Source organism: Microcoleus sp. Pol12B4, from assembly GCF_036701385.1.
Lineage (GTDB): Bacteria > Cyanobacteriota > Cyanobacteriia > Cyanobacteriales > Microcoleaceae > Microcoleus.
In genome coordinates this window covers 1-16,643 of sequence record NZ_JAUBQR010000031.1, presented here as the reverse complement: position 1 = coordinate 16,643, position 16,643 = coordinate 1, and the positions used below count along the sequence as shown (strand labels likewise).

At 44.3% G+C, this 16,643-nt stretch carries 10 protein-coding genes and 4 pseudogenes; 7 read left to right on the top strand and 7 right to left on the bottom strand.

All coding sequences use genetic code 11. The features are described from left to right. The 3 genes from QUA38_RS06705 to QUA38_RS06695 form a co-directional block, all read right to left on the bottom strand. Positions 1-1,209 (bottom strand): response regulator (locus QUA38_RS06705; protein WP_333160307.1); only part of this gene is annotated, 1,209 nt, incomplete at its 3' end. Next, the gene (locus QUA38_RS06700; RefSeq protein ID WP_333160305.1) at positions 1,202-4,012 is read right to left on the bottom strand and encodes an ATP-binding protein; all 2,811 of its coding nucleotides are present in this window, start codon (positions 4,010-4,012) and stop codon (positions 1,202-1,204) included. The genes QUA38_RS06700 and QUA38_RS06705, both read right to left, overlap by 8 nt. A gap of 52 nt (positions 4,013-4,064) precedes the next feature. After that, positions 4,065-4,235, bottom strand: coding sequence for a hypothetical protein (locus QUA38_RS06695; RefSeq protein WP_333160303.1), 171 nt, complete (start codon positions 4,233-4,235; stop codon positions 4,065-4,067). Between the two features lie 1,885 nt (positions 4,236-6,120). Here QUA38_RS06695 and QUA38_RS06690 point away from each other — a divergent pair. The 4 genes and pseudogenes from QUA38_RS06690 to QUA38_RS29275 all read left to right on the top strand — a co-directional run. Continuing rightward, a pseudogene (locus tag QUA38_RS06690) lies at positions 6,121-6,282 on the top strand (transposase domain-containing protein); the annotation flags it as partial. A 505-nt stretch (positions 6,283-6,787) separates the two neighbouring features. Then, the gene (locus tag QUA38_RS06685) at positions 6,788-7,930 is read left to right on the top strand and encodes a GTP-binding protein (protein ID WP_333160301.1); all 1,143 of its coding nucleotides are present in this window, start codon (positions 6,788-6,790) and stop codon (positions 7,928-7,930) included. Positions 7,931-8,781: 851 nt separating this feature from the next. Further along, positions 8,782-9,796 (top strand): annotated as a pseudogene (locus tag QUA38_RS06680) (IS701 family transposase). Between the two features lie 119 nt (positions 9,797-9,915). Further along, positions 9,916-10,137, top strand: a pseudogene (locus tag QUA38_RS29275) (DNA cytosine methyltransferase); the annotation flags it as partial. Positions 10,138-10,196: 59 nt separating this feature from the next. On the opposite strand, the gene QUA38_RS06675 reads toward QUA38_RS29275, so the two are convergent. Then, complete coding sequence (locus QUA38_RS06675) at positions 10,197-11,444, bottom strand: hypothetical protein (RefSeq protein WP_333160299.1); 1,248 nt, start codon at positions 11,442-11,444, stop codon at positions 10,197-10,199. 581 nt (positions 11,445-12,025) lie between these two features. On the opposite strand from QUA38_RS06675, the gene QUA38_RS06670 reads away from it, so the two are divergent. From QUA38_RS06670 to QUA38_RS06660, 3 genes and pseudogenes are all read left to right on the top strand, one after another. Next, positions 12,026-12,934 (top strand): tetratricopeptide repeat protein, encoded by a 909-nt coding sequence (locus QUA38_RS06670; protein WP_333160297.1) that lies wholly within the window; start codon positions 12,026-12,028, stop codon positions 12,932-12,934. Between the two features lie 250 nt (positions 12,935-13,184). After that, positions 13,185-14,079: pseudogene (locus QUA38_RS06665) on the top strand (Uma2 family endonuclease). Between the two features lie 184 nt (positions 14,080-14,263). Beyond that, complete coding sequence (locus QUA38_RS06660; RefSeq protein ID WP_333160295.1) at positions 14,264-14,845, top strand: hypothetical protein; 582 nt, start codon at positions 14,264-14,266, stop codon at positions 14,843-14,845. A 325-nt stretch (positions 14,846-15,170) separates the two neighbouring features. Here QUA38_RS06660 and QUA38_RS06655 read toward each other — a convergent pair whose 3' ends face one another. The 3 genes from QUA38_RS06655 to QUA38_RS06645 form a co-directional block, all read right to left on the bottom strand. After that, positions 15,171-15,395 carry a hypothetical protein gene (locus QUA38_RS06655; protein ID WP_333160293.1) on the bottom strand — a complete coding sequence of 75 codons (225 nt, stop codon included), beginning with the start codon at positions 15,393-15,395 and terminating at the stop codon, positions 15,171-15,173. Positions 15,396-15,614: 219 nt separating this feature from the next. After that, on the bottom strand, positions 15,615-15,851 hold the full coding sequence (locus QUA38_RS06650; RefSeq protein WP_333160291.1) for a hypothetical protein: 237 nt from the start codon (positions 15,849-15,851) through the stop codon (positions 15,615-15,617). A gap of 15 nt (positions 15,852-15,866) precedes the next feature. Next, positions 15,867-16,643: FAD-binding protein (locus tag QUA38_RS06645; RefSeq protein ID WP_333160289.1), on the bottom strand; the 777-nt coding region annotated here is incomplete at its 5' end.

The window sequence follows — 16,643 nt, the reverse complement described above, 5'->3', positions numbered from 1 at the left end:
TTTCTGGACTACGATTTGATGAGCGATCGCCAATCCTAGGCCTGTTCCTTGCCCCACGCCTTTGGTGGTAAACAGATACTCAAAGATTTTTGGCTTCACCGCATCCGTCATGCCAATTCCATTATCCTGAATTCGGATCACTGCCTGAGATTCCGACAATTGCGTCTTGACAGTAATCAGGTTGGGTTTGGCTTTGATCTGAGCAAAACTTCGTCCTTTATTTGATTCCTCAAGGGCATCGATCGCATTTGCCAGCACATTCATAAATACCTGATTCAACTGTCCCGCAAAGCATTCTACCTGTGGCAGATCGCCATAGTCTGTGATGACTTGAATTTCCGGGCGACATTCGTTGGCTTTGAGGCGATGCTTGAGAATCAACAGCGTGCTGTCAATGCCGTCGTGGATATTGCAAGAAATTGGGAGCTCGCAATCCGAACGCGAGAAGGTTCTTAGACTGGTGCTGATTGTGCGAATGCGATCGACTCCTTCTTCCATCGAATCGATTAACTTGGGTAAATCCTCTTGTAAATATTCCAAGTCTATTTCGTCCACGAATGCCTGTAGCGTGGCACTTGGATAAGGGAGTTCTTTTTGGTAGAGAGCGAGCAGTTGAAAGAGGTCTTTAATATAGTCCTGAGCGGGTTTCAGATTTCCAGCAATAAAGCCAAGCGGGTTATTAATCTCGTGAGCGACACCCGCCACTAAATTGCCCAAAGCCGACATCTTTTCGGTGTGGACTAAGTGACACTGAGACTGTTGCAGTTGTGTAAGTGCTGCTTCTAAATCAGCCGTTTTCTCAGCTACACTCTGTTCCAGATTTTTAGTTAACTGCCGTAGCTGCAAATGAGTTTTCACCCGTGCTAGCATCTCCTTTTCTTGAAAGGGTTTGGTGATGTAGTCCACAGCACCCAAGTCAAATCCTTTCTCCTTACTATCGGCATCGGAGAGAGCAGTCATAAAAATGATCGGAATGCTGGCTGTGGTGGGATCTGCCTTCAGACGTTGGCAGGTTTCAAAGCCGTCAATTCCTGGCATTTGAACATCGAGCAAGATCAGATCGGGAGGATAAACTTGGACTCGCTTAAGAGCGCGGTCGCCGTTGATTGCGGTTGCTACTTCGTACCCCGCATCACTTAAGGTTTCACAAACCACTTCTAAGTTTGCAGGGGTATCATCCACCACCAGAATTAATTCAGGACTAGACATCGGCTTTTTTCTCTGTGAGGTGTTGTTGTAGCAAATCTTCAATCTCTTCGGCTTTAAATTGCTTGGCTAAATGAAGAATTTGTGATGCAAAATCAGCGTAGCGAGGGTTAGAGTGAGCAATCTGCTCTGTGTGTTCTCGTAGCCGTTTTAAGTTGCCTTTATGTGCCATTTCTAGTAAAGTTTTTAACTCTACCTTTGAAGGAATAATCAGTGCTTCTAAATTCTCTAATGCAGTCGTTTGATTCGATGAAACAGAGTCGTTTGAGGCTGTTATTTCATATTTCCACTCTAATTCCAAATGAGTGGCTAAGAGGTTAAATAATTCACTGACTTCCACTGGCTTTGCCAAGAAATCATTTCCCCCTGCATCTAAACTCATCTGTTGATAGGCTTGTGATACTGATGCAGAAGAGACAAGGATCTTCTGGTGTTGCAAATCATTTGCACTGCGAACCTGTTTGAGCAGTTCAAAGCCATCCATGACTGGCATTGCCAAGTCTGTAATCACTAAGTCAGGTTGAGACTGTCGTATTTTTTCCAATCCTTCTTGTCCATTTTCGGCCTCACTAAGTTGGAATCCTAGTGGATATAACAAGTTGACGAGAACTGCTCGGTTTTCCCAACGATCGTCTATCACAAGAATTCTGCGTCGTTGTCCTTGGTAACCAATAATTTGTTTTCCCGTTGTGAGGGAATTTTGCTCGGCCCAATCGGTGGCGATCGCCAGTTCCACCTCAAAAAAGAACTCACTACCGACTCCGGGTTGGCTTTTAACTTGAATTTTTCCGTTCATGAGTTGAACAATCCTTTGGCTGATGGCGAGTCCTAAACCCGTCCCCTCGGCTTGGCGCTTGCGATCGCCCACTTGTTCAAAAGCCTGGAAAATTTTATCCCATTGATCGGTCGCAATTCCTACGCCCGTATCCTCAACTTGAAATTTGAAAGAGCGAGTGGACGCATTAAGATGATTCTCAGCTACGGCAACCTTGAGTATGACAGAACCTTTGTCGGTGAATTTAATCGCATTTCCCGCCAAGTTGAGTAACACCTGACGCAGCCGTTTTTCATCAACAAAAACCCCTTCCGGCAACTGCGGATCGGGCTCGTAAACGAAGTTAATGTTTTTTTGGTCGGCACGAATGCGGCAGATTTCAGCGACACCTTGGAGGAATGAGGGAAAGTGAATCGCTTTAGGTGCGAGTTCTAGTTTGCCGGCTTCAATTTTGGACAAGTCCAACACATCGTTAATCAGCGTCAGCAAATGAGAACCACACTGGTGAATGATTTCTACTCCATGACGTTCTTTCGCTGGCAACGCTTTGGATCGGTTGAGGATTTGAGCATAGCCCAAAATACCGTTGAGGGGAGTGCGGAGTTCGTGGCTCATGTTGGCAAGAAAATCACTCTTTGCTTTGTTGGCATTGTCTGCTACTTCCTTTGCGTACTTGAGTTCGGCGGTGCGTTGTTCAACTCGCTGTTCAAGCTGCTGGTTAGTTTGCTCTAGGGCGGTGAAGGAATCGCGCAACTGCTGCGCCATTCGGTTAAAGGATTGAGCAAGTACACCCAGTTCTTTAACGCCAGAGGTTTCGACGTTTTGGTCGAGTTTTCCTTCGGCGATTGCTTCCGATGCGTGACTCAGCAGCAAAATGGGTCGAGCAATCCAGCGCGAGGTGTAGATACCCAAAACGGTTGCCAGTCCTAATGCACCTAAACACAGCCAAATCGTGTTGACTGTATTGGCATTAATTCGTCCCATGAAATCGGATTCCGGCATGGCGACGACTACGAGCCAGTCCAATCCCCATTCGTCCTGCCAGGGAGTTACTTGAACAAACTCCCGCTCACCCTGGATTTGAAAGTCTAGGCGCTGGATGGTTTGAATGGTTTTCAGATCGCCGAAGCGATCGCGGAGATACTTGGACGTGGCTTGAATTAGGGCGTCCTTACTCTCAAAGCCCCGTAGTCGTTGAGGTTTGCCGTTCGTCACTGAAAACACGGGCGCATCGCTAGAACTGGCAACGATAAATCCGTTGCGCTCCAGAATGAACACCTTGCTGGATTGACTAACCTTAATTTCACGTAAAAAGTCACTAATTTGCGAAAGGCGCTGCTCCACTCCCACGCTGCCGATCAACTCACCATTCTTGTTATAGATGGGGCGACTCGTCGCGATCGACAACGGGTAGTTATTAGTCTCCCATTGATAGATCGCGCTCCACCCTGGTTTGCCCGTCTCGACACCTTTGGCGTACCAGCCTTCTTTCTGGAACTGATACGCTTTGGTGATTTCAAACATTTTAGTAGGCTTACTTTGGTCATTCGTCATGTAGTTGTACAAATCAGGATTGCCGTACCGCTTCGGTAGCACCAGGCTAATGTCAGGATTGCCGTGGTTGGGAATTGTTGACTCGCGGTAATATCCCGATGCGATAAAGTCGCCCGTTTTAGAGCCGTAGAGGATATAGCCAACGTTATAGGTTTTTACCTGCTTGGCAAAGAATTGAGCGAGGCGATCCGCATCCTGTAAGTTCAACAATCCCAGGTCAATTTGCTCGCCGTTGATTTGGGTCAAATAGCGCGTTGCAGCGGCATAGCTATCGAGGTGCTGATCCACACGGTTACTCACCTCCGTTTGCAAGTTAGTAGCTAGTTCATTCACTGCTTTTTGTCCATTTCGCAGCGACAGATACCCTGTTAATCCTACGGCCGCGAATATTTGCAGGATGAATGGAACAACCAGACCTGTTCGCAGGGGAACCTTACTAAAGCCTTTAGCAACAACAATTGTGGACTTAGACAGCATAGCTTTCAAAACAGTAAAGATAGGTACAGGGCTGAGAGTTCCCAAACAAGGTTTAGAGCCACCAGATTTTATCTGCAATAAACAGGGAAAATATCGGATCGGGTTGGATTTCTAAAGAAGCATTGCGGTTCAAGTTTTCTAGCGTCAAGTTCCCCACCAATTGGTAGCTGAAATAGGCATCGACGCTAACAATTAATGTCGTACCTCTAACAACCAATCGCATCAGCAAGTTGCAAGTCGTTTTCTCTTGTTCACCGAGAGCGACAAGGACTGAGTTGCTTGATGTGGCGTTGGTTGGTGGAGTGGCTGGGAGGCTGCGATCAGCTCGGATCTTTTAGCCGACTGTTTTTTTAGTAGATCGGGCGATCGTTCAGGCTCAAATTTAAGGGCGATCGCACTCCACCAAAAATCTCTCAACCCGATTACAATCGAAGACTACCGCTCATAAAAAACCCGATAGAAAGCGAGGGCTTCTACTCGTAGGAGGAATCGGCTGAGTCTAAAGGGTCAGTCCTTTTAAGTTTACGCCTCAGTCCCCTAATCAGAGTTTTTAACACAACTGGTTTGATTGCTCACTTCGGATTCGTAATTTTATTTAGTAATTATTTCTCTTATTGAGTGACGCCAAACGTAATAAACACCTCGGGCTGGGGCATGGACAGATACCACAGTTAGAGATACCTTAATTATAGTGGTTAAGGTATTGAACTACTTTAGCCTCTACAAACAAGTCAGTATTTGTATGTTCTGGAGAAAAAGAATTAACTGTGAGGCCCCGCTCAGATCTCTTTTGCCAACACCCCTATTAACAACTATCGCTCTTTTGTCACTCTGAGAGGAGTATAATAGCCTAAAATCCTCCAAACCGAGTTGCTATCTATGGATAAAGCCCGTCCACCTCGACCTACCATCAATTTTATCTATAAATATGGTGCGTCATAAATAAATTTGTTTTCAGATGTTAGGATTTTTGAGACCTTGGAGCAACTATACGTAGGAATACTCTCCACAATCGAACGTAAAACTTTACCAGCCATTGCCGAAGTAGTTGGATTAACTAATTAACAATAGACCTCTTGCACAAAAAATATATGTTATAATTAAAAGTTTACTCAAGTTTAGGTAAAACTTTTAATTATTGGGTTGATGGGCATCTATTTAAAATTGCCCAGCCTGCTAGATTTAAAAATAGTCTAAACCTTTATTATATAATAGCACAAAATAATTTTGCAAAAGCTCTAATCCGGACATCGATTTTTAATTAAATATCTAAGTATTAAACCAACAATTAATAAATCCAAGACTATTTCTCACTTTACAAGCCTTAAAAAACACAAAAACTCTTGTAATGTTTGATAAAACCGGAGATGAAAATAAAGGAATAAGTACCGATTATGTGAGTCGAGAGTATTTAGGGAAACTCGGATAGATAATGGAATTGTCGCGGTTATAGCCGACGAGGTAATTGATAATATAAGTTTTCCGTTAATATTTGCAACTGCTAAACCAAAATTACGCCTCAAGTCAGGTAATTTATTATTATAAACCTGAGATTGCAGCGAGGTTAGTAGAACAGATTCACCACAGGGAATTTCAACTAGAGCTAGTATTAGCTAATCACTTATATGGAGAAAGCGATATAAATTTCTGAGGATGCTTAGAGCCATTAAAAATTAATTTTATTTTAGGGATTAGAAGCAATTATGGGGTCTGGTTACGAGCATGGCAGAGGGTTCGGTAAAATAAATGGCGCAAATTCAATCGCATTTTTATCAATAATATTCAAGAAGATCACTTGATCGTATAATTTTTAAAAATGATATTAAAAATATTGGCAAGTTACCACAGACTCAGAAACTTTACCGCAAAACTCTACTTGGTATGTGATCGCAAAAATTACCGACCTTAGCTATAAAGATGTCGGGAATCTATACGGCTGTTGAAATTGGGTAGAATATGCCCCAATACGGTTTATTTAAGGCTCAAACTGTGGTAAATTAGGTATGGTGTCTAAAAATGGAGAGCAAGTTAGCGTGCATCTCAAAAAATTCTCATGAGTATCTCCCCACATCCCAAGTACGGAGATACTAAAAGCAATAGAGATAGCGATGACCGCATCTGTAATCGAACAGGCAATTACTAAAATTAATGGTGAAGAGAAACGTTATCGCACCCTGCCAGCACAACTGTCAATGGGTCGGGTAATCGCAATGAGTCTATGGTCGAAAGATTCAACGCGGGATGTACTAAAAAATTTGATTGATGATCTTAAGCTGTCGCGCATTTAAATTGCATATTCTGGGCGGGCGGCACGCCCACCCCCCTCATTCTTTGATTGTTTGCAGGAGTCGTAAATTTTTTACCCCACCTCAACCCTCCCAAAACCCACTCGCTCGGGAGTAAGAAATTCACAAATGATGCGAAGATGGCGCTACAGAGTAGCCGGAATTAGCCGATCCAGTTCAGCTTGAGTCTGTCCCAAATTTGTCGCTGCTGAATTTACCCGGAAAATTGGTTGCAGGGAAACTGCCACAGGTACTCGCAACAAAAAAATTATCAAAAAAATAAAAAAGTGCGATCGACCGCCTTAGCAATTGCCAATAATTAGCGACGCACTTATTTTGCATTATCCGGCTAATTGCCGGTTGATGCGTAGATACCATGCCACCACACCCAACAGTTCTCCGAAAAACTGGATTTACGAAGCCTTGTCCTAACTAAGATACAATAAGAACCATAAAGAAAGTGCGATCGACATTATTTGACAGTCAAGCTATGCAATCTACAACTCAGTCCGAGACAGAACAGGCGATGGACGCTCCCAAACACGGATTGCCCGTTACAATCATTACAGGATTTCTTGGCAGCGGCAAAACAACCCTGCTCAACCACATCCTGACTAACCAGCAGGGTTTGAAAACAGCAGTTTTGGTAAATGAATTTGGCGAAATCGGTATCGACAACGAACTCATTGTCACTACCGACGACAACATGGTTGAGCTGAACAACGGCTGCATCTGCTGCACAATTAATGAAGATTTAGTTAATGCAGTTTATAAAGTTCTGGAACGTCAAGAAAATCTCGATTATCTGGTAGTCGAAACAACCGGACTCGCCGACCCGCTACCAGTAGCAATGACTTTTTTAGGCACAGAACTGCGCGACCTTACTCGTCTCGATTCGATAGTGACAGTAGTAGACGCAGCCAACTACAGCTTAGATTTGTTCAACTCTCAAGCAGCTTACAGTCAAATAGCTTACGGCGATATAATTATCCTCAACAAAACTGATTTGGTCGAAGAAGAAGATTTAGATTTGTTGGAAGTTAAGATTCGGGATGTCAAGGAAGGCGCTCGAATTCTGCGAACGGTAAAATCGCAAGTTCCCCTACCACTGGTCCTCAGCGTCGGATTGTTTGAATCTGACAAATATTTCCAATCTGAGGAAATTCCTAGCAGTCACGAACATCACGACCATCACGGTCACGAACATCACGAACATCACGACCATCACGGTCATGAACATCACGACCATCACGGTCACGAACATCACGAACATCATAACCATCACGGTCACGACCACTCCGACCATTTAGAAAATGACGGATTTACCTCAATTTCTTTCCAGAGCGACAAGCCATTTTCTCTGAGAAAATTTCAATATTTCTTAGACAACCAACTGCCAACAAACGTGTTTCGCGCGAAAGGGATTATGTGGTTTGAAGAAAGTCCCAAACGGCATATTTTCCACTTGAGCGGCAAGCGATTTACGATGGATGACGACCAGTGGAAAAGCGAGCGGAAAAACCAGCTTGTTCTCATCGGTCAGGGTTTGGATACCGAGACTTTGCGATCTCAACTCGAAAACTGTCTTTGTATGCCTTCAACCAATCGCGGTAAAGGTTTTGGGAAGAACTAACAGTAAAATATTCTTTTCACCTCAACCAAAGAGCGCCGCAGCCTTATTGTTTCCGCGATCGCGATTTGGATATTGATGGGGACAAGGAAGGGCGATCGCCCTCCAAGAAAAAGAGTGCCATCCAAGAAAAAAAGCGCCCTCGAATAAAAAGAGCGATCGACCTATTTTATTGTTGCTAACAAAACCAGAGTCGCACACTTATACTGTCCGCCGAACCCAAAATCACGATCGCCAGTGATTTCAACGGTGCAGAGTTGCGTTTTTTTACCTAATCTCTGCACCTTTATGCTGTTCGCACCCTGACAGGGTTAAAACCCCGTCAAAACCCGGATTGAATTAAGGACATAGCCCTCAAACCCCTCTGAAAAACTGGCAGTTTGTTAGCTCTAGATCTCATTAATTCAGCAACTATTTCTTGACAAAACTCCATTCCAATCACCCAAGATTGACGCCAATAAACCAATCCAAAATCTACTATGACGGCGTTCCGCTCGCCTGCGCTCATTCCACCGACCAATATACTTATGAACTCCTCCCAGCTTATGTTTTTGGCCTTGGATCACAGCACAAGTTTAGGTAATGGCAATAACTAAAATTTAATTTTTTAAACGCCGAATCGTTGCCGTGACTCTTCTCGCTTATTATAACCGCCTGTCTTGCAGTCCTTAAATATCGGTTCAATCCCACTACGACATTTAAAAGTAGCGATCGCTCTCTTCAAATTTCCTAAATTAGTTAAGAAGTACCAACCTTCATCTTCCCCGTTGCTGCGATATTAGGACTTACGCATTGACAAAATAACAAAATAGTCAATTGATAAAGAAGGAACGTCTACTAACGGGTATTGGACAATCAAAAAAATAACTAAAATCTCGACAGCGCAATGCAAAGCCGGACATTTACACCTTATTTTTACTCTCAGAACCAAAGTTTGGGGGGTGCAGTAGGTTAGCAGAGATATTGGGAGACATTTCCCATGATAGTATTAATCGCTTTTTGCTTAAAGAGAGATATGAACCGAAAGATGTATTCGAGATGCCAGAAAAAATTATCCACTTAGAATGAGTTCTATTAAGTGTTGACGATAGAGTTATGTAAAAGCTGTATAGTGAACCAAAACATACGGAATTAATTAGGTATTTTTGATTAGGCAAATACCAGAAGCCGATCATTGGATCGAACTTAATTACGCTATATTATAGAGATATTTATGGTAATTAATTGTAAATAAATTACATAATTGTTGACGATAAAATAGACGATAAAAAAAATATTTTAGAAAAATGGTGAGTAAAACAATATAATTGGGAGTTAAAGCAAGAAGAGTAAATGGAGAAAATTGGTATTCAGGAGTATAAAACTTAAACTTTCTAAAAAACCAAAATTTTTTTTATTTCTAACTAAAAAACGAAATTGTCTCAAATGAGCCGCAAAAGTATTGCCAAGTAAGCACTTTAGATATTCCTGATGAAGGATTAGTGACTCATATCAAATAATTTAGATTTATAAACTTGTTGAGAAAAAAATAAAAAAGAAGACTCTAGAGATTATATTTTATATCTGCCAGAGCCGTCCAAGCTTAAAGAGACAAGTCGAAGTGACTTTATCACAATTCACGATATTCATTGGGGAATTGAAACCTTTCAGAGAGCGCTCAAACAAGTAAGTGGAATTTGTCGGTTATTGGTGAGAGACACCCATGCGATCGAGACTCACATATTTTGCTCACTTCACGCATTTATCAAATTGGAGTTGATGCGCTATAAAAAGATAATTAGCAATTGGTATGAAGTCCAAAGGAATCTGTTCACTTTAGTTGTCCGTGAGCATATTTGGACGAACCTTAGCAGTGATGGCACGATATAGAATTCATAGATAATGTTTTTTGTCAATGCGTAAGTCCTAATGCTAGCATGTATGGTAGTATGAAGTAGGACGCCCCGGCTCTCACGAGCACAACCCAATGCTTTGGCTACGGAAATGGTCGGTTCGGACATCCGAAACAGGCTCGTGCAATCTCTCTAAGAGAAGCCACTATCCTTCAGACTTTTCCCAAAAACTACCGCTTCCTAACTCCTGGCGAGCGTGTCTCTTTCAGCAAACTGGGTGGTTTTTTAATCGGAAACGCTGTTCCTGTCCAAATTGGCGAGGTGCTAGCGCAGAGCCTACTCGCTTATGTACAGAAGTACCATAAGCAAATAAAGTAAAAATGCAAGATTAAAGGTTAAAAAAACCTTTAATCTTGCATTTTTACTTTGACTATTTTTTATTCCTCGATCTGCTTAGGCTTCTTAACGGGCTTAGGAAGAGGTTCCTTCGGGACAGGGGGTGGTGTTGCTGCTGCGGACTTGATGGTAGGACGCCCTACAGGAGTACCGTCACCGCTGGGCCTAGGAGTAAACGGACGCTTCCCTCCTCCTTTGAAGCCACCGGGCGGCTTGCTGCCAGGGGGGAATTTCCGCTTTTTAATCGGCAGGGCACCAATATTATTAGCCTGCTCAATCATCAGACTGTCCGCTTTCAATTTGACGTGAAAATCCCAAAAAAACCCGATCGCCTTTGTTCCTAAATCTCCCTTGAGTTTCAGCTTAAAAAACTTCATCTTTTCCTCATTCTTGCGGGGAGCTTGCTTGATTTTGACGATGACATACTTTTCTTGGTCTTGGGATTGATAAATCACCTCACCTCTAATCGAAAAATAGCCATCTTCAACATCAGGTTCCAAGGGAGGCAAAGATGCGGTCGATGCTTCGCCGCTAGCCTCAATCTCCGCTGCTTCCTGATTTTCCTCATCAGAGGACGGTTCGGGAGGTTTCTTGAGCGTTTCCGGCTCCCAAACTCCCATAATCTGGGCGTGCAAGTTACCGTCTTCTTGCCTGGTGCGGGGATAGACCACCCACAGGTGTTCTTGTTCCAGCTCCAGGTGATTTTTGACTAAACTCATGACTCTACCCAGCAAAACTGCATCGATGGCAGTTCCGTCAGCAGCTATCAACATACCCCGGGTGAATTGCTCTTCTGATGGCGTGTAGCGACCCCGCACCAAACCAACAGCTCGGTACTGTCTGGGTTCGCTGGGGGGGGGAATGGGATGTTGGCGCATGACGGAGGGTATGTCCTCAGCGGCCTGACTTTCGTTAGCGGCAGGCTCGGCGCTTGCCGGCGGTGCGACTGCTACGGCTGGAGTATCGCTGACAGGTGCCGAAGACGCAGCAGACGCCGGGGGTGCAGGAGCATTGCTGGGCTGGTCTTGTAGGTTTGTTTTGTCCTTGTCCGGGGCAGAACTGTAGCGTGGTCGTTGCAGCCTATCCTTGGACGCTGGGGCGTCTGTTGGCGTTGCCAGTTGATTTTGGTCAACAGGTGCAGCCGACGCAGAAGGCACCGAACTTTCGTCTGGTGTCTCAGGAAGGGAATCTGTATCTTTAGGCGGATTGACGGCCTGTTCGCTTGGCTGATCCTTGCGATTTGAAGTAGATTTGGACGATTTGGAAGACCGGTTGGGAGAGGGGTTCATAAAAACTCCTTGCAGCGGAGACACATCCCTTAAGGGAAATTAGGAATAAACTGAAGAAACTGCTTTAAAAACTACTAGCACCTGACTTGGGGCTTGCGCCCGGAGGTCTGGTTGTGACCCGTCAACGCCAACTTTCAACGCTACGAGTGCCGATCGGTTCGCTGGCTGCTAAAATCCTTGTGAGCAAGGACTTTGGCAGTTGCTGACCGATCGATCGCCGAGCGCGCTGAGCTGGAGTTGCTGGCTAATAGCATTTAGGATATTCAGCTTGCCTATTTTACTTAATCCAATTACCTAACGGCCTGATCCGCCATATTTTCGGTAATTTTTAGCTTGACCAGACTAAATTGGACAGACACCGCAGTCCTTGGAGCTGTGGGTCTGAGTGTCCAAAATTGTTTAGCTAGCATGGAGTTATGGGTCTGTTACCATATTAGCTGCAAGTAAAAGGCTGCTTCGTCCGTTCGGACTTTGAAGTTAAGAACTTTTATGGTTGCATGGATCTAGTTAAATGGCAGACGCCCCTGGGCGATGCGTTAATTCTTAGAAAATAGTAGATTTTAAGCTGGGATAGTTGAATTATGGAAAAAGCAAACAAGCGTCGTGGGTTGATTACTGTCGTGGTGGTGCTGTCGCTCATCGCTTTTTTGGGATTTTCCCTTGTGCCAATTTTAAACAGTATTCTCCAGGCCAGCCAAGCCCAAAGTACCTCAACTCCAACACCTACTCAGACGGCGCAGTCAGGGGAGAAGCAATCAGAGTTGCTGCAAGCTCAGGCGAGGGGGTACGAATTGGTTTTGCAACGGGAACCTGACAACGTAACAGCTTTACGGGGATTGTTGCAGGTGCGACTGGAGTTGATCGGCCAAGGAGTGGGGGACATTAAGGATGCGATCGCTCCTTTGGAAAAGTTGGCTTCGCTGAATCCTGAGACTACTGAATACGGGATTTTGCTGGCTCAGGCTAAGGAACGCACTGGCGATCGCGAAGGGGCTGCTCAGGCTTACAGGTCAATTTTAGCGTCTAGGCCTGGGGAAATTAAGGCTTTGCAGGGGTTGGTGAATTTGCTGCTGGTGCAGCAGCGGCCCGAAGCTGCGATCGGACTGCTGCAAGATACGCTGAAGGCTGCTCCGGCTGCCAATCTGGCGAAACCGGAAAGTGTGGATGTAACTTCAGTGCAGTTGATTTTGGGGCAGGTTTATGCTGTGCAGAAGCGCTACGAGGAGGCGATCGCGATTTATGACGAATCTGCTAAGGCTAATCCCAAAGATTTTCGCCCGACTTTAGGAAAGGCGATCGTCCTGAAGGAACAGGGCAAAACAGATGAGGCAAAAACGCTGTTCGATCGAGCTACTGAGTTAGCTCCTCCTAACTATAAAGACCAAATTAATCAGTTAGCTAGTGGCACTCCTTCGCCTTCTCCTGCAACTACGACGACTCCGGAACCGGCGGCTTCTCCTAGCCCTGAAGGTGCGCTACCGAAACCTTAAGGAAAGTTTTAAGTAAAATAGTTTTGAGTTGTCAGTGAAAAAGTTTTCAGTTAAAAACTTAATAATTTAAACTCAAAACTACTCGCTTTATTCCTAATTACGCAGGACTTACGAAAAGAAATCCGGTTTCTAAGATAAATCTTGGTTGAACGACGACAGATAGATGAAGAAACCGGGTTTCTAATCCCTCGCGCCCAGCGTCCTGTTACCGATTACCAATTACCAATTAGGTAAGACCTCGGAGGGAATTATGACCCAAAGCGTTGACCGCGTTGTTCTACCTCCTGCTTTTGGCAACCACACTCAATTACCAGATTCCGACGGTACTTTTGTAAAAAATTTTCAGGAGCATCCGCAAAGTTTAATTTTAACAGATTCGATCGGGCAAATTTTGCAACAGCGGCATCCAGACGGACAATATGCGATCGGTCAAGACTGCGGCATTTACTGGCGAGAAACCGAACCGGCGGAACAAGGTTCAGAAGCTCCTGATTGGTTTTATGTTCCCAATGTACCTCCTAACATTGACGGTCCAATTCGGCGTTCCTACTTGCTGTGGCGGGAACACATAGCAAGCACCATTAATTGCTCTGGAATTTGCTAGCGGGAACGGCGATGGAGAGCGCGATCGCACTCCTTTATCGTGATCGGATGAAGGGATGGTAACGAAACCTGGGAAGTTTTGGGTTTACGAGCGGGTAATGCGAATTCCCTATTACGGCATCTACCAAGTTAATAATGGCGGATTAGAAGTTTATCCGTTGATTGACGGGTATTATCAACTATTAGAACTCAATCAGCGCTGTCATTTTCCCATTGCACCTTTAGGCGTAGAATTGGGACTTTGGCAAGGCCGTTATCAAAATCAAACCATGCTTTGGCTGCGCTGGTGGGACGAGGAAGGTAATTTGCTGTTGATTGGCGATGAAAGGGCCGAATTAGAGAGATTGCGAGGGGAACAACAACGGGAAAGGGCCGAACAAGAAAGGTTGCAAGCCGAGAGTGCAGAACAGGCACGAAAAGCTTAATTTCAGGCAAGAAGGGATGCAATTCTCCCGTTGTTGGGAATGGGTTTGAGTGCCGAAAAAGTGGCGGAGGCGTTAAGTTTATCCGTCGAAGAAGTGACGGAGAATGCTGGAGAGTGAGATAGTGAGAGAGAATTGGGGAAAAGGGCGATCACTATCAATAAACTTTTTCAGGGAAACTGATGTTGAGCAATGACATTACGCCTTTAGCTTATCAAATTGCTAGCTGCTTGCGCAAACGGCACTGGTGCAAATAATAAATCACAAATAGTGGAAACACATTCCCACAAAGAGGGGTATAGCTATGTCGGATAAATTTCCCCACTCACCAAATCCTCGCCTAAAAATGCTGATCGTTGAGGATGGAACGGCCTGTAGTATTGACTTGCTTTATCGCCAGTTCCGTCGCAAATATCAAGTATTCAGGGCAGAATCTGGTCCCGCCGCCCTAGAAATCTTGGCAAGGGAAGGAGAAGTTGCCGTCATTATCTGCGATGAGCCGACGCCCAAAATGAGCGTGACTGAGTTCCTCCGTCTGACGGCGGTACAGTACCCCGATACGAGCCAAATTAGATTAATTAGTTATAAGGAACATTTCTTTGAAGCTATTGATGCTGGCCAACTATGCCATTACATTGCTAAGCCTTGGAATCCCGAACAGCTTAACGTTTTCGTCAGTAGACTGGTTGATACTTACACTCTCCGGAAAGCGCGCACCAATGAACGGCGACAGCGAGACGAGAGTGCAGAGCAGGCACGACAAGCTGGATTTCAGGCAATAAGGGATGCAATTCCCCGCTTGTTGGGAATGGGATTGAGTGCCGAACAGGTGGCAGAAGCGTTAAGTTTATCTGTGGAAGAAGTGACGGAGAATGCTGGAGAGTGACATAGCGGGACAGAATTGGGGAAAAGGGCGATCGGTCTTAATAGACTTCATCATGAGAACCCATTTTGAGCAATAAAATAGCTTCCTCTTCATCTTCTGGAGCGGTCACAAACTCAAATAAAATCCGATAATCATAATCTATTAAACACGACCAGATACCCGATAAATCTTAAATCTCCTGTCAGTTTGTGAGTTCGCAAGCTGGGGTTAAAGCAGTCTTCAGACAAAAGTTCAAGCGTAGCTTCAATTAAAAAGCCAAGCTGAGGATTTTTACGAACAAACTTTTTGAAAGTACGAATAGATTTGAGAGTCAAACCAATTTTCATCAATCATTTAACTCCGCCATAAAATCGGCTACCGACCCAAATTTAACATTGCCCTCAGCATACTCTTGACAAACTTCTGCCACTTCCTTGAGTAATTCATTTCCTCGCTGTTCTCGCAGAAGATTTTGAAGAATATCTAGAAGCATCGCTTGATTTTCTAATGATAAAACTTCTACAGCTTCAAGAGCTTGCTGGAATTGAGATGTCTGTGTCGTTTTACTCATATTTTTTTGCTACTTATAATCACGATATTTTGTATTTAATTTAGCAAGACTTATCCTAAGCTAGCATTTTTTAGTTGTGATGTGGAGAATTCCTGAGACGACTTTCAAAATGAACAAATTAGGTGTGAATTGCCCGCCATACAAATTAATACCACATTTGCATCTTCTACAATCGCTTATCACCCGTGCATCCTAAAGCAATCTACAAGGCTAGATCACTCAGTAGTCACCTAGAGCGTTACGAACCTCGATTTCTTCAGCAGCGATTTCGATGGCTTCTGGAACCCTTTGTTTATCGATAATGCCTGCATCAATTAGTGCATCAACGATTAAAGCCGCTAGCTGCTCGCTTGTTAAATTTGATTTTGCTTCTTCGTTCTTAAATTCCTTTTCTGGAAGTTCGCGCATTGTTTTCTTTATCGCCTTTTTTTGCCGTTTAATTAGTAAGGTGGGCATCGCCCACCCTACTAATTAATACTTCCTCTCCTGTGGCTCAAACATCGTAATCGCCACCGGCATATAAGCCAAATCAATCCCCGCCTGCGAATAATACGCCATTGTATGCTTCAAAAAATTGCCGTCATCGCGCTCAGTAAAATCTTCCCGGGAATGAGCTCCCCGACTTTCCTGCCGGTTCAAAGCAGAAGTTAAAATCATTTTTCCGACAATTATCAAACTCCGCAACTCCAAAGCTTCCACAATTTCCGTATTCCACAACTTGCCTTTATCGTCTAAGTAAACCTCCTCATATTGTCGCTCTAAATCCTCCAATTTCTTTAAACCTTCCTGCATCAATTCGGCGCTACGAAATACACCACAATACTCAGTCATAGTATCTTGATACTGCTGTCGCACTTGATTGATGCGGTATTTTCCCGGACGTTCTAAAAGTGCCTGAATTTGCTCTTTTGCTTCCGTAATATAACGCTGTTCGTCTACAGATGGTAACTTGCGATTTTGTACGAATTGTGCTATGGTTGCGCCAGTAACTTTGCCGTAAACTACGCATTCTAAAAGCGAATTGCTGCCCAAACGGTTGGCACCGTGAACTGACACGCAAGCTGCTTCGCCGGCTGCAAAGAAACCGTCTACCAAACCCTCAGGACTGCTGCGAACTTGCCCGCTAACATTAGTAGGAATTCCCCCCATTGAATAGTGAACTGTAGGGCGCACGGGCATCGGCTGATTTACGGCATCAATTCCTAACAAACGGTGGGCTTCTTCCCAAGCAAAAGGAATTTTGCTCAT